This window comes from Aeromonas sp. 600948 (genome assembly GCF_049174875.1).
GTDB classification, from domain to species: domain Bacteria; phylum Pseudomonadota; class Gammaproteobacteria; order Enterobacterales; family Aeromonadaceae; genus Aeromonas; species Aeromonas veronii_A.
Map to the genome: position 1 here is coordinate 31,609 of NZ_JAAKTY010000031.1, position 14,326 is coordinate 45,934.

At 59.8% G+C, this 14,326-nt stretch carries 14 protein-coding genes and 1 tRNA gene; 8 read left to right on the forward strand and 7 right to left on the reverse strand.

Annotated elements, in window-relative coordinates; genetic code table 11:
* Positions 1 to 20: 20 nt before the first annotated feature.
* From G5182_RS19090 to radC, 4 genes are all read right to left on the reverse strand, one after another.
* The gene (locus G5182_RS19090; RefSeq protein WP_245099201.1) at positions 21 to 476 is read right to left on the reverse strand and encodes a hypothetical protein; all 456 of its coding nucleotides are present in this window, start codon (positions 474 to 476) and stop codon (positions 21 to 23) included.
* 93 nt (positions 477 to 569) lie between these two features.
* Positions 570 to 737, reverse strand: a complete 168-nt coding sequence (gene rpmG / locus G5182_RS19095) for a 50S ribosomal protein L33 (protein ID WP_005307500.1) — start codon at positions 735 to 737, stop codon at positions 570 to 572.
* A gap of 11 nt (positions 738 to 748) precedes the next feature.
* On the reverse strand, positions 749 to 985 hold the full coding sequence (gene rpmB, locus G5182_RS19100) for a 50S ribosomal protein L28 (protein WP_005307492.1): 237 nt from the start codon (positions 983 to 985) through the stop codon (positions 749 to 751).
* A gap of 136 nt (positions 986 to 1,121) precedes the next feature.
* A complete protein-coding gene (gene radC / locus G5182_RS19105) occupies positions 1,122 to 1,796 on the reverse strand; it encodes a RadC family protein (RefSeq protein WP_005339502.1) in 675 nt (224 codons plus the stop codon).
* A gap of 147 nt (positions 1,797 to 1,943) precedes the next feature.
* Between radC and coaBC the strand changes: the two genes are divergently transcribed.
* The 5 genes from coaBC to pgi all read left to right on the forward strand — a co-directional run bounded on the left by coaBC (position 1,944) and on the right by pgi (position 7,350).
* The gene (gene coaBC / locus G5182_RS19110; protein WP_421254642.1) at positions 1,944 to 3,146 is read left to right on the forward strand and encodes a bifunctional phosphopantothenoylcysteine decarboxylase/phosphopantothenate--cysteine ligase CoaBC; all 1,203 of its coding nucleotides are present in this window, start codon (positions 1,944 to 1,946) and stop codon (positions 3,144 to 3,146) included.
* 81 nt (positions 3,147 to 3,227) lie between these two features.
* Entirely contained in the window at positions 3,228 to 3,686 is a 459-nt protein-coding gene (gene dut / locus G5182_RS19115) for a dUTP diphosphatase (RefSeq protein WP_005339498.1), read from the forward strand.
* A 68-nt stretch (positions 3,687 to 3,754) separates the two neighbouring features.
* On the forward strand, positions 3,755 to 4,351 hold the full coding sequence (gene slmA, locus G5182_RS19120) for a nucleoid occlusion factor SlmA (protein ID WP_005339495.1): 597 nt from the start codon (positions 3,755 to 3,757) through the stop codon (positions 4,349 to 4,351).
* A gap of 165 nt (positions 4,352 to 4,516) precedes the next feature.
* The gene (locus tag G5182_RS19125) at positions 4,517 to 5,353 is read left to right on the forward strand and encodes a mechanosensitive ion channel domain-containing protein (RefSeq protein ID WP_139735999.1); all 837 of its coding nucleotides are present in this window, start codon (positions 4,517 to 4,519) and stop codon (positions 5,351 to 5,353) included.
* A 347-nt stretch (positions 5,354 to 5,700) separates the two neighbouring features.
* Positions 5,701 to 7,350: a glucose-6-phosphate isomerase gene (gene pgi / locus G5182_RS19130; RefSeq protein ID WP_227341722.1), complete on the forward strand. Its 1,650-nt coding sequence runs from the start codon at positions 5,701 to 5,703 to the stop codon at positions 7,348 to 7,350.
* Between the two features lie 148 nt (positions 7,351 to 7,498).
* On the opposite strand, the gene ilvC is transcribed toward pgi, so the two are convergent.
* Positions 7,499 to 8,980, reverse strand: coding sequence for a ketol-acid reductoisomerase (gene ilvC, locus G5182_RS19135; RefSeq protein WP_005355979.1), 1,482 nt, complete (start codon positions 8,978 to 8,980; stop codon positions 7,499 to 7,501).
* Between the two features lie 221 nt (positions 8,981 to 9,201).
* On the opposite strand from ilvC, the gene ilvY reads away from it, so the two are divergent.
* Entirely contained in the window at positions 9,202 to 10,095 is an 894-nt protein-coding gene (gene ilvY, locus G5182_RS19140) for an HTH-type transcriptional activator IlvY (RefSeq protein ID WP_005342097.1), read from the forward strand.
* Here ilvY and G5182_RS19145 read toward each other — a convergent pair.
* Complete coding sequence (locus G5182_RS19145; protein ID WP_227341721.1) at positions 10,084 to 10,944, reverse strand: hypothetical protein; 861 nt, start codon at positions 10,942 to 10,944, stop codon at positions 10,084 to 10,086. The genes ilvY and G5182_RS19145 overlap by 12 nt on opposite strands.
* A 192-nt stretch (positions 10,945 to 11,136) precedes the next feature.
* Here G5182_RS19145 and G5182_RS19150 point away from each other — a divergent pair, with 192 nt between their 5' ends.
* Together G5182_RS19150 and G5182_RS19155 are read left to right on the forward strand one after the other, a co-directional pair.
* Entirely contained in the window at positions 11,137 to 11,328 is a 192-nt protein-coding gene (locus G5182_RS19150) for a hypothetical protein (protein ID WP_124930448.1), read from the forward strand.
* A gap of 73 nt (positions 11,329 to 11,401) precedes the next feature.
* The gene (locus G5182_RS19155; RefSeq protein ID WP_227341720.1) at positions 11,402 to 13,984 is read left to right on the forward strand and encodes a bifunctional acetate--CoA ligase family protein/GNAT family N-acetyltransferase; all 2,583 of its coding nucleotides are present in this window, start codon (positions 11,402 to 11,404) and stop codon (positions 13,982 to 13,984) included.
* A 265-nt stretch (positions 13,985 to 14,249) separates the two neighbouring features.
* Here G5182_RS19155 and G5182_RS19160 read toward each other — a convergent pair.
* Positions 14,250 to 14,326: transfer RNA gene (locus G5182_RS19160), tRNA-Asp, on the reverse strand.

The following is a 14,326-nucleotide window of genomic DNA, read 5'->3' on the forward strand; positions in this document are numbered from 1 at the left end:
ACCTCACAAGGAAAAGGAACTCAGGGGGCAGGGCGCAGCAGATCGCGATACTGCTCGGCTGTGAGGGCGAGCCAGAGACCGGAGGGCAGCTGGGCACCATACTGACCGCTATTCTGATAGAGGCCGATCTCGACCGGATCGTTCTGGCCGGCAATCCACACCTTGATGGTCACCGGCGCACCGCGTACCACTTCACCGGGGGGTAGCAACCAGCCCTGCCAACGTGCCAGACGGGCATCCAGCTGCGCGCTGTCGAGCCCCAGATCCGGCCCGCTGCGCCAGCCCTGACCGATCCGCTCAATCTGCCAGCTCGGCCCCTGCCAGGTGAGCACCACAGCCGCATCAGGCAGCAAGGGGCGAGCGCGCTTGGCGCTATTCTCCTGCTGGGCCAACTCCATACGATGCAACAGGGTGATCACGATCAGCACCACCACAATGATCACGTTATTCCAGCCTTTGCGGCTCAATTTGAACATGGCAAGCCTCCCTTTGAACCGGCAGTGTACTGAATTCGGCGCATAAAAAAACCCGGCACAAGGCCGGGTTTTTGGGAATGCAGCATCAAGTAATTACTTGATTTTGCCTTCCTTGTAGATCACATGCTGACGAACAACGGGATCAAACTTTTTGATCTCCATTTTTTCGGGCATGGTGCGCTTGTTTTTGGTAGTGGTATAGAAGTGACCAGTACCGGCGCTGGAGTTCAGGCGAATTTTCTCGCGAATACCTTTAGCCATGATCTAATTCCTTATACCTTAACACCGCTGGCGCGCAGTTCAGCCAGAACCACTTCAACGCCACGCTTGTCGATGATACGCATGCCTTTTGCGGATACGCGCAGGCTTACGAAGCGTTTTTCACTCTCAACCCAGAAACGGTGAGTGTGCAGGTTCGGCAGGAAACGACGCTTGGTAGCGTTGTTAGCGTGCGAACGGTTGTTACCAACTGCCGGGCGCTTGCCGGTTACTTGGCATACTCTAGACATGTCAGTCTCTCCAAATCTTACTTCATTGCTCGAGCAAATATCTGCCCCGCTGGCCTTCGATTGCGGGGCAAACAGAAGGCGGCATTTTATACAGCATCCGTGATCAAAGATCAACTAATACGGTGCCAGAGCACAGTTATAGCCAACCGCGCTCGGCAAAAGAAACCGTGATGCCATCACCGATCACCAAGTGATCCAGCACTCTGATATCGATCAGGGCCAAAGCGGCCGTGATCCGATCCGTGATCTGGCGGTCGGCCCTGCTGGGCTCGGCGACGCCGGACGGGTGATTATGCGCCAGAATCACTGCGGCTGCATTATGTTTGAGCGCGATCTGCACGATTTCTCTTGGCCAGACGCTCGCCGAGTCGATAGTGCCGAAAAAAAGCTCAACAAATTGAATGACTCTGTGCTGATTGTCGAGCAACAGCAGGGCAAACACCTCGCGCGGCCGATCCCGCAGCTGGGCTTGCAGATAGTCCCGGGTCAGCTGGGGCGAGGTGAGCGCATCACCCCGTTGCAGCTGCTCGGCCAGATGGCGTCTGGCCATCTCCAGCACCGCCTGCAACTGGGCATATTTGGCCGGGCCAAGGCCGTGCGCCTCGCAGAATGCCCGTTGATCCGCCCCCAGCAAACTGCGTAAAGAGCCGAATTGATTCAACAAGTTGCGTGAAAGATCCACTGCACTCAGGCCATTGACACCGGTGCGCAGAAAGATGGCGAGCAGCTCGGCATCGGAGAGCGCCGCAGGCCCCTGACGCAGCAACTTCTCTCTGGGGCGTTCATCTTCCGGCCACTCTTTGATGCTCATTTGTCTCTCCCTCATCCCTGTTGAGAAAAAACATAGCAAAAAATTGCGCGCGCCCGACCACACCCCTTGATGCCAACCCCTGTCGTCATCCATTGCGTGTGGTATCTTAGCCGACCAGTCAGAATGAGCCGGATAGAGAAACAGCAGATGAGATTGGCCGATAAACGCATCCTGTTGGGTGTCAGTGGCGGGATCGCCGCCTACAAGAGTGCCGAGCTGGTACGCCGCCTGAAAGATCAGGGCGCCGAAGTGCGGGTGGTGATGACCCGCTCCGCCAAGGAGTTCATCACCCCGCTGACCCTGCAGGCGGTCTCCGGTCATCCGGTGGCCTACAGCCTGCTGGATCCCTCTGCCGAAGCGGGCATGGGCCATATCGAACTGGCCAAGTGGGCCGATTTGGTACTGATCGCCCCCGCCAGCGCCAACCTGATGGCACGGATGGCCGCCGGCATGGCCGACGAACTGCTGACCACCCTCTGTCTGGCCACTCCGGCGCCCATCGCGCTGGCACCAGCAATGAACCAGCAGATGTATCTCAACGCCGCCACCCAGGCCAACCTCAAGACCCTGGCCAGCCGCGGCATTCTGCTGTGGGGGCCGGATGCTGGCAGCCAAGCCTGTGGCGATGTGGGCCCGGGGCGGATGCTGGACCCCCTCGAACTGGTGGATCGCTGCTGTCAGCAGCTGGCCGCCGAGCCCTTGCTGGCAGGCGTCAAGCTGCTGCTGACCGCAGGCCCGACCCGCGAGGCGCTGGACCCGGTGCGCTACATCAGCAACCACAGCTCCGGCAAGATGGGCTTTGCCATCGCCCGCGCTGCCCGTGAAGCGGGCGCCGAGGTGACGCTGGTGAGCGGGCCGGTGACGCTGGCTACGCCGGCAGGGGCCACCCGTGTCGATGTGGAGAGCGCCGAGCAGATGCATCAGGCGGTAATGAGCCGGGTGGGCGAGTGCGACCTCTTCATCGGCTGCGCAGCAGTGGCTGACTATCGCCCCGAGCAGGTCGCCAGCCAGAAGATCAAGAAGACTGGTGACAACGACCAGATGGTGGTGAAGCTGGTGAAAAACCCCGACATCATCGCGGCCGTCGGCGCCCTTTCAGACAAGCCCTTCACTGTCGGATTTGCCGCCGAAACCGTGGATGTGGAACAATACGCCCTCGACAAGTTGCAGCGTAAGCGGCTGGACATGATCGCCGCCAACGATGTGTCTCGCGAGGGGCAAGGCTTCAACGCCGATGACAACGCCCTGACCGTGTTCTGGCAAGGGGGCCAGGCCCCGCTGCCGCTGGCCGACAAGCTGACGCTGGCCCGTCACCTGATCGCCCTGATTGCGCGCCACTACCGGCACTGAGTGTCCCGAAAGAACAAGACTCACGGCGCCCCGCCTTGCCAAGAGGGGCGCCAATACAAGATCCAACTGAAAAAGCGATTCATGACTACACAAATTGAACTGAAGATTCTGGATGCCCGTATCGGTACCGAGTACCCGCTGCCCGCCTACGCCACTCCCGGCTCTGCCGGCATGGATCTGCGCGCACTGCTGGATGCGCCGCTGACTCTGGCTCCGGGTGATACCACCCTGGTGCCGACCGGTCTGGCCATTCACATCCAGGATCCGGGTCTGTGTGCCACCATCCTGCCCCGCTCCGGCCTCGGCCATAAGCACGGCATCGTGCTGGGCAACCTGGTCGGTCTGATCGATTCCGATTATCAGGGTCAGCTGATGGTCTCGGTCTGGAACCGCGGCAAGGATGAGTTCACCATGCAACCCGGCGAGCGCATCGCCCAGCTGGTGATCATGCCGGTAGTTCAGGCCAGCTTCCAACTGGTCGATGAGTTCAATCAGAGCGAACGGGGTGAAGGCGGTTTTGGTTCTTCTGGTCGCCAATAACAGACCACACCAGCCCGATGGGCGGTGCTTAATAACAGAATCAAGCCATTGTTTTTTTAGGGGAATCCATGGCAAGCAGTAATCAGAAACAGAGTCGGCGCGATCAGATCCTGCAGGCGCTCGCCCATATGCTGGAAACCAGTCCGGGTCAGCGCATCACCACGGCCCGTCTGGCGGCCGAGGTCGGCGTCTCTGAAGCAGCCCTCTATCGACATTTTCCCAGCAAGGCGCGGATGTTCGAGGGGCTGATCGACTTTATCGAGGATTCCCTGCTGTCACGGGTCAATCTGATCATGGCGGAAGAGAAGGACACCATGGCGCGCTGCCACCATATCCTGCAGCTGCTGCTGGTGTTCGCCGAACGCAATCCCGGCATCACCCGCATCCTCAATGGCGATGCCCTGCTGGGTGAGCACGATCGGCTGCGGGATCGCATCAGCATCCTGTTTGACAAGCTGGAGACCCAGATCAAACAGGTGCTGCGCGAGAAGCGGCTGCGCGAGGGTCAAGGCTTCCAGCTCGACGAGACCATGCTGGCCAATCTGCTGCTGGCCTACACCGAAGGCCGTATCAGCCAGTTCGTGCGCTCCGAGTTCAAGCTCAAGCCCACCGCCGGTTTCGAAGATCAGTGGCAATTTATCCGCAGCCAACTGCTGCAGAGCTGATGGTTTTTTCGCATCATTCAGCAAAAAGAAGGGAGGCTTTGGCCTCCCTTCTTTTTTGTGTCAGGTTTTTATGGCAGAAAAGAAGTACCAGATGCGACCCGTACTGTCGCGCTGCGGTGTTAGATTTATCCACCATAAACCTTTTAGAACCTGACAGGACATCCTATGGAACCCGAAATCATTACCGAAGCGCAGACCTGGCTGGTCAATAATCAGGGACTGCTGATCGAATACGGCGTCAATATCGCCGCCGCCCTGCTGACCCTGCTGGTCGGCTATATCGCCGCCAACCTCGTCAGCGGTGGCGTGGTCAAGGTGATGCAGGCCCGCAAGCTGGACACTACAGTCACCCACTTCGTCGGCAGCATCCTCAAATACGCCATTCTGGTGTTCGTGGTGATCGCCGCGCTGGGCCGTGTCGGCGTGCAGACCGCCTCCTTCGTCGCCATTATCGGTGCCGCCGGTCTGGCCATCGGTCTGGCGTTGCAAGGCTCGCTCTCCAACTTCGCTGCCGGCTTCCTGCTGATCATCTTCCGCCCCATCAAGGCGGGCGAGTTTATCGAAGTTGCAGGCACCGCGGGTGTGGTGCAGTCCGTTCAGCTCTTTACCACCACCCTCACCTCCGGTGACAACAAGATGGTGGTCGTCCCGAACTCCGCCATCCTCAACGGCACCATCGTCAACTACTCGCGTATGGATACCCGCCGCGTCGATATGACCTTTGGCATCGGCTACGGCTCTGACCTGCGCAAGGCCAAACAGATCCTCGAGCGTCTGGTGAGCGAAGAGCCGCGCATCCTGAAAGATCCGGCCGCTACCATCGCCGTTGCCGCGCTGGCCGACTCCTCGGTCAATATCGTGGTGCGCCCCTGGGTGAAAACCGCTGACTACTGGGGTGTCTGGTTCGACTTCCACGAGAAGGTGAAACTGACCTTTGATGCCGAAGGCATCGAGATCCCCTTCCCGCAGATGGTGATGCACATGCAAAAACCGCAGGCGTGATCGCGGTTCTGCTGCAACAGACAATGCCAGCCTTCGGGCTGGCATTGTCGTTTCTGGCCCCACCCCATGGCCGTGTCGGTGCATAACCACGCCAACCGGATGAAAACAATTTCAGGCCATCGGGGTGGCCCCAATCATGAGCAAGCGCAAGATCCGCCTTGCTTTCGTGACACATAATCCCAATGTTCTGGTTGTATGCTCCCGACAGTGACCCATTGCGGTAAAAGACAATCGGTAAAAATCTGTTACACGGGCCGCCCTATCGGCTCGCTATAATGCTCGGATAATAAGGTTTGGCGGGACCTTGCCTGCAAGGTTCAAACACAACTTGGCATTTCAGGAATCCTATGAAAAATATCAATCCAACCCAAACCCAGGCCTGGCAGGCACTGGAAGCCCACTTTGCAGCAAACAAAGAGACCCGACTCAAGGATCTGTTCGCGCAGGACCCGAAGCGCTTTGACAAGTTTTCCCTCACCTTCGGCGGCGACATCTTGGTTGATTACTCGAAGAACCTGATCACCGAAGAAACCCTCAAGTTGCTGGTTGATCTGGCCAAAGAGACCGATCTTCGCAGCGCGATCGATGCCATGTTCAATGGCGACAAGATCAACATGACCGAAGGCCGCTCCGTACTGCACGTGGCCCTGCGCAACCGCTCCGACCGCCCCATCGAGAGCGACGGCAAGGATGTGATGCCGGAAGTGAACGCCGTGCTGGCCAAGATGAAAGGCTTCTGCGAGAAGGTAATCGGAGGCGAGTGGAAAGGCTACACCGGCAAAGCGATCCAGCATGTGGTCAACATCGGTATCGGTGGCTCTGATCTCGGCCCGGTGATGATCACCGAGGCACTGCGTCCCTACAAAAACCACCTGCAGATGCACTTCGTCTCCAACGTCGATGGCACCCACATCGCCGAGACCCTGAAGAAGATCGATCCGGAAACCACCCTGTTCCTGGTGGCCTCCAAGACCTTCACTACCCAGGAGACCATGACCAACGCCCTGACCGCCCGCGACTGGTTCATCAACATCGCCGGTGACAAGGCCCACGTTGCCAAGCACTTCGCCGCCCTCTCCACCAACGGCAAGGCCGTGGCCGAGTTTGGCATCGACACCAACAACATGTTCGAGTTCTGGGACTGGGTTGGCGGCCGCTACTCCTCCTGGTCTGCCATCGGCATGCCCATCGCCCTGTCTGTCGGTTTCGAGAACTTCGAAGCACTGCTGCAAGGCGCCTTCGAGATGGACATGCACTTTGCCACTGCCTCCTATGAGCAGAACGTGCCGGTGCTGCTGGCGCTGATCGGCCTGTGGTACAACAACTTCTACGGTGCCGAGTCCGAAGCCATTCTGCCGTACGACCAGTACATGCACCGCTTCCCTGCCTACTTCCAGCAGGGCAACATGGAGTCCAACGGCAAGTACGTGGATCGCAACGGCAATCCGGTTGACTACCAGACTGGCCCCATCATCTGGGGTGAGCCGGGCACCAACGGCCAGCACGCCTTCTACCAGCTGATCCACCAGGGCACCAAGCTGATCCCCTGTGACTTCCTGGCACCGGCCATCAGCCACAACCCGATCGGTGACCACCACCCGAAACTGCTGGCCAACTTCTTCGCCCAGACCGAGGCGCTGGCCTTCGGCAAGAGCAAGGAAGAGGTTGAAGCCGAGTTCCTGGCTGCAGGCAAAACCCTGGAGCAGGTCAAGGATCTGGTGCCGTTCAAGGTGTTCGAAGGCAACCGCCCGACCAACTCCATCCTGTTCAAGAGCCTGACCCCGAAAACCCTGGGTGCCCTGATCGCCATGTACGAACACAAGATCTTCGTACAGGGTGCAATCTGGAACATCTTCAGCTTCGACCAGTGGGGTGTGGAGCTGGGCAAACAGTTGGCCAACAAGATCCTGCCGGAGCTGGGCAACAACGAGGCTGTCACCAGCCACGACTGCTCCACCAACGGTCTGATCAATACCTGGAAAGCGTGGAAAGCCTGATTTATCCAGCCTTTCTGAATGCAAAAGCCCCGCTCGATGAGCGGGGCTTTTTTATGGCCGGGTTTTCTGGTGGGCCGGTCGGCTGTCCAATCCGACCGGCGACGGGGATCGTCATCCCCGCCCCTTCATCATCCAGCCCGATGCAGACTTAACCGCCAACGGCGATGCGTTTCATGTCCTTCATGTAGCCACGCAGTACCTGACCGATCTTCTCGATCGGGTGGTTACGGGTCGCTTCGTTGGCCGCCAGCAGCGCCAGGTTGTCGACGCTCTGCCCTTCCGCCTTGCTGGCACCCAGATCGCCCGCTTTCAAGGTCGGCATGAAGTGCTCGCGCAGCAACGGCACGGCGGCGTTGGCGAACAGGTAGTTGCCGTACTCAGCGGTATCGGAGATGACCACGTTCATCTCGTACAGGCGCTTGCGAGCAACTGTGTTGGCGATCAGCGGCAACTCGTGCAGGGATTCGTAGTAGGCAGACTCCTCGTAGATACCGGAAGCCACCATGGTCTCGAACGCCAGCTCGACACCTGCCTTGACCATGGCCACCATCACCACGCCATTGTCGAAGTACTCCTGCTCGGCAATCTTGCCAGCGAACGCCGGGGCGTTTTCGAAGGCGGACTTGCCAGTCTCTTCACGCCAGGTGAACAGTTTGACGTCATCTTCGGCCCAGTCGGCCATCATGCCGCGGGAGAACTCACCGGCAATGATGTCATCCATGTGCTTCTCGAACAGTGGGCGCATCAGGGTCTTGAGCTGCTCGGAGAGCTCGAAAGCGCGCAGCTTGGCCGGATTGGAGAGGCGGTCCATCATCAGGCTGATGCCACCCTGCTTCAGGGCTTCGGTGATGGTCTCCCAGCCGAACTGGATCAGCTTGCCGGCGTAGGCCGGGTCTGTGCCTTCGGCAACCAGTTTGTCGTAGCAGAGCAGAGAACCGGCCTGCAGCATGCCGCAGAGGATGGTCTGCTCGCCCATCAGGTCGGATTTCACTTCCGCCACGAAGGAGGACTCCAGCACCCCGGCACGGTCGCCGCCGGTAGCAGAGGCCCACGCCTTGGCGATGGCCATGCCTTCGCCTTTCGGGTCATTTTCAGGGTGAACGGCGATCAGGGTCGGCACACCAAAGCCACGCTTGTACTCTTCACGCACCTCGGTGCCCGGGCACTTGGGCGCAACCATCACGACGGTGATGTCAGAGCGGATCTGCTGACCCTCTTCCACCACGTTGAAGCCGTGGGAGTAGCCCAGCGCAGCGCCCTGCTTCATCAGCGGCATCACGGTTTTCACGACGTCGGAGTGCTGCTTGTCCGGAGTCAGGTTCAGCACCAGATCGGCGGTCGGGATCAGCTCTTCATAGGTACCGACCGCGAAGCCGTTGTCGGTGGCTTTCTGCCAGGAGGCGCGCTTCTCGGTGATGGCGGCCTTGCGCAGGGCGTAGGAGATATCCAGCCCGGAGTCACGCATGTTCAGACCCTGGTTCAGACCCTGGGCACCACAGCCCACAATCACCACCTTCTTGCCCTTCAGCACGTTGCAGCCGTCCGCGAACTCTTCGCGCTGCATGAAACGACACTTGCCCAGTTGGGCCAACTGCTGACGCAGGTTCAAGGTGTTGAAATAGTTAGCCATGGTGATTGCTCCGTTCGATTGATTCCATGCCGGATAGCGGCGTTGTCTGAACCACTATAGCGCGGGACACTTATTGCCTGAACTGATATATTCGAAACAGTACGTTGCAATAACTGAAACGCTAGCCCTTCATAATCGCCTGCTGAATGTACCGCGAGATGGCAGAAGCAAGCCGCCAACCGCTGGATATCGGGCACACAAGCCGCGCCAGGAGCTGAAAGATGGACCTTCGCAATCTCGAGCTGTTTCTCCACCTCGCCGACTCCCTCCACTTCGGCAAGAGTGCCGATGCCATGGCGGTCAGCCCTTCCACCCTGAGTCGCGCCATCCAGCGACTGGAGCAGGAGACCGGCTGCATCCTGTTCGAACGGGACAACCGCTCGGTGCGGCTCACCCCCGCCGGTGAGAAGCTGCGGGAGTTTGGTGGCGGCCTGTTGCAGGAGTGGCGCCAGCTCAAGCAGGAGCTCAAACGCAGCGATGAACCGCTGCAGGGGCGGTTACGGGTGTTCTGCTCGGTCACTGCCAGCTACTTTCTGCTGCCCGAGGTACTGGAGCGCTTTCGCCGCCGCTACCCCCAGCTGGAGATCAAGCTGGAGACCGGTGACCCGGCGCTGGCGGTGGACAAGATCCTGGCCGACGAGGCCGATCTCGCCATCGCCGCCCGCCCCGATGCCCTACCCGCCAAGCTGGAATTCGCCAGCCTGCAGCTGGTGCCGCTGGTCTTTATCGCGCCGCGCAATGCCCCGCAGCTTAACCAGTGGTTCCGTCAGGGCGAGCCGGACTGGGAGCAGCTGCCTGTCATTCTCTCCGAGCAGGGGCTGGCCCGCAAACGCAGCGATCAGTGGTTTCGCAACAAGGGGATAGCGCCCAACATCTATGCCGAAGTGGCGGGTAACGAGGGGATTGTCGCCATGGTGGCGCTCGGCTGTGGCGTAGGATTGGTACCGGCGGCGGTGATCGACCACAGCCCGCTCGGCGACAAGGTGCGGATCATCGACCTCAAACCCGCCTTCAAGCCATTTGATGTGGGGATCGGGGTGCTCAAGAAGCGGCTGGAAGAGCCGCTGATCCGCGCCTTCTGGGATACTGCGCAGAATCAGGGCTCACTGCGCTGACACCGGATTATAGATAAGGGCCGGATCGGCCATCATGACGCGACTGGGCTGCGGCAAGTCGGGGTTGTGCAGCTCGAGGCGCACCCGCTCATCCAGTTTCAGCCGCCGAATGGTGCGGCCAAATCCCTCTTCAAAGACCCGGTCAAAAGCGCCGGATTGCCGCGCCCGCAGCATGCCGAGCTCGATGCGCTGCGCCAGCTCCGGATAGTTGGGCGAGACGAAAAACAGCAGCGCCAGCGGATAGCGAAACACCAGACGGGGCTCGATGGCGAGATCAGGATGTTGCCTGAGCTCATCCTCGACCTCGATGACCGAGCGCAGGAAGCAGTCAAAGCGCTTCTTGCGCAGCATGTTGAAGAGCGCCTCATAAAGATTGCCCACCGTCACCTTGAGGCCGTTAGCCCGCAGCAACTGGGTGTCTGGCCAGGATCTGTGCTGGCCGATGGAGAGCCCGGCGTGATGCCAGTCCGCCAACGACTCGATCGCGGCAAAACGCCCCTCATCCCCCTGCCGAACCAGACACACCCGCCAGCCGAGCAGCCCCTTGGCCAGCGGAATGTGGATTGCCAGCAACTCCCGCTCTCGCTCACCATCCGGGGCAAAGACACCGACCTGAACCAGCTCACCGCTGCGCAGCTCCTTCACCGCCCGCCCCTGCTCCATCTGCGGGCTGGATACCAGCTGATAGGGGCCATATTCGGGCACCGTGAGATCGAGGGAGAGGCGCAGCAACTGGACGACGGCGGGGTTGGGATGATCCAGCAGCAGATTCCAGACGCGGATAGGCTGCTCGGTTGCCGATACGCCAACCGTCCACAGTGCCATGCACCACCACCAGACTCTGATCATCCTGCGCACCATCCGTGCCTCATGCTCCTCGCCATACTATAACGCCAGCCAGCACCTCAACGGCGCCCTCTCTGAAAGATGTGTGAGCGCTCTCGTGTCAAATCTCGTGTCAAAAGTGACAATAGGCAAACCCGGCAGGTCATCGCAGACTGGGCGTTCATCAGCAAACGCCAAGGCACAGGGAGGAGAGCCATGAAACAGCATCTGGTAGAGATCAAGGGTTCAACCCTGTTTGAGGAGTATCTGCAAAGCATGGGCGTACCCAGCACGGCGCTCGATCGGGAACAGGATATCTATCTGCAGGAACGCCACCTGGGAGCCATTCGCCGGGTACAGGGGGAGCTGCGCTTTTACCTGCGCGCCAACGCCCTCAACAAACGGTGATCGGGAGCCGGTCACAGAACCTGCAACAAAGAGGTATTAGACTGGTATCTTCCCCCTTTCGACGGGAGTGCCCATGAACGCAAGCGGTCTGGATCGGCTGTTCAAACCCCAATCAATCGCCATCATCGGCGCCTCGACCGATCCGCACAAAGCGGGTCATGTGATAGTGCGCCACCTGCTGGCGGGCCACTTCAAAGGGCCCATCCTCCCCGTCACCCCGCGTAACAAAGCCATCGCCGGCGTGCTGGCCTATCCCGATATCGCCAGCCTGCCGCTGACCCCGGATCTCGCCATCATCTGCACCAGGCGGGAGCGGGTCTTGCCGTTGCTGGAAGCGCTCGGCCAGAAGGGTGGGGGGGCGGCCATCATACTGGCCGCCGACTTTTCCCCCGAGGAGCGGCTGGAGCTGAAACGGGTCTGCCAACAATACGGCATTCGCCTGCTCGGCCCCAACAGCATGGGGATGCTGCTGCCCGGCCAGGGGATCAACGCCAGCTTTTCACCCATTGCCGCCAAGCCGGGGCAGGTCGCCTTTCTGTCGCAATCCGCCGCCGTCAGCACCACCATTCTGGATTGGGCCAAGCAGCATGAGCTGGGCTTCTCCGCCTTCATCTCCCTGGGTGATCACTGCGACATCGACTTCGGCCAGCTGCTGGATCAGCTCTCCCGCGACAGCGTCACCCGCGCCATTTTGATCTACATGGACAAGTTGCACGACGCCCGCCACTTTCTCTCGGCAGCGCGGGCAGCCTCGCGCAACAAGCCGATCCTGGTGCTGAAAAGCGGGCGCCACGATCCGGCCCACGGCCTCGACAATGTCTATGATGCCGCCATCCGCCGCGCCGGCATGCTGCGGGTACGGGATACCCACGAACTATTCGCCGCGGTAGAAACCTTGAGCCACTCCATGACCCTCAAGGGAGAGCGGCTTGCCATCATCTCCAACGGTCGCGGGCTGGCCAATATGGCAGTGGATGTACTGCTGGAGCGGGGCGGCAAGCTGGCTCGCCCGCCGCTCGATATCGGCAGCGATGCCACCATCACCACCTATCAGGAGGCGCTGGACAACGTGTTGCAGGAGGATGGCATCGACGCCATCCTGATCATCCACGCCCCCTCGCTCACGGCGCCAAGCGCGCCGCTGGCCAGCCATCTAATCGTCCATCTGAAACAGCATCCCAGAGCGCGCCGTTTCAACATCCTCACCAACTGGGCGGGTGAATACTCGGCGCAGGAGGGGCGCAAACTCTTTACCGAGGCGGGCTTCCCGACCTACCGCACACCGGAAAGCGCCATGGCCGCCTTCATGCACATGGTGGAATACCGCCGCAACCAGAAGCAGTTGATGGAGACACCGGCGTCACTACATGGCAACCAGCTCAATGTCGAGCTGTGCCAGCAGCTGATCCGCCAAGCGCAGCAGCGCAAGCAACTGAGACTGGATACACATCTCGTTCACCCCATTTTGCAAGCCGCCGGTCTCTCGACCCTGCCAACCTGGATCGTCACCGACGCCATCGAGGCGACCCTCACCGCCGAGCAGATCGGCTACCCGGTGGCGGTAAAACTGCGCTCGCCCGATATCCTGCACAAGTCTGCCGTACACGGAGTGGTACTCAATCTGCGCACCTCGGCCGAAGTGGCACAAGCTGCAGATGCCATTCTGGACAGGGTCAAACAGCATGATCCGGGCGCCCGTATCGAAGGCTTGCTGGTGCAGCGGATGGCTCGCCGCAGCGGCGGCCTGGAGCTGCGGGTACGGATCCAGCAAGACGCCATCTTTGGCCCCGTCATTCTGTTGGGGGAATCAGGCGCAGAACCGCAGGAGATGGTGGCAGCCTTGCCACCGCTCAATCAGGCACTGGCTCGTTACCAGATCATCGGCGCCCTCAAGAGCCGCAAGATCCGCGAACAAGCCACGCCGGAACGACTGGATATCGATGCCTTGGGCCAAGTGCTTTGCCAGCTCTCCGAGCTATTGCTCGCCTTTCCGGAGATTCAGGAGCTGGATCTGCATCCACTACAAGCGTGCGGTACCGAAATGGTAGTGCTGGATGCCAGCCTCACACTGAGCGACCCTACCATCCCGACCAGCAACCGACTGGCAATCCGCCCCTATCCTACCGAACTAGAGGAGGGTGCCTGGCTTAAAGATCAGCGCCATATCCTGCTGCGCCCGATCCGGCCGGAAGATGAACCGGCTCACAAGCAGTTCGTACTGCAAGTCTCCGATGAAGACAGGTACAAACGCTTCTTTGCCGATGTGGGCGAACTGGGCCATGAAGAGCTGGCTCGTATGACCCAGATCGATTACGACCGGGAGATGGCATTCGTTGCTGTGGGTCAGGATGGCAATCTGCAGGATCAGATCCTTGGCGTGGTGCGCGCTATCTCGACCCCGGACCTGAGCGATGCCGAGTTTGCCATTCTGGTGCGATCGGACTTGAAAGGGGTGGGGCTCGGCAAATTGATGATGGAGAAGATCATCCGTTACGCCAAAGAGCAGGGGATTGGCCAGTTATCCGGCATGACCATGCCCAGCAATCGTGGCATGGTCAACCTCGCCAAACGGCTTGGCTTCAAGATCGACGTGCAAATGGAAGAGGGGGTGGTCAATATGGAACTGCCCTGTAACCAGCAGGCGGCAGAAGGCTGATTTGGCCGCCTCTAGACTCGCCCAAGTGACTTCCAATGAAGCTGACAAGGCTCGAATATAGCCAGAAAATGGTGGAAATAACCGGCTATCTGGCACTCTTTTGGCAGGTAAAAACCAAACGTTGGCTGTTTAACACGCTAAAAATACAAAACCCCGGTTATGAAGCCGGGCTTTGTGTCGATTCTGGTGTGCAAATCTGTGGGTCTTATGGACAAAATCGCCCATAGCAAAAAGGCCTTCCCAATCGGGAAGGCCTTCAAATTATTGGCGGAGCGGACGGGACTCGAACCCGCGACCCCCGGCGTGACAGGCCGGTATTCTAACCGACTGAACTACCGCTCC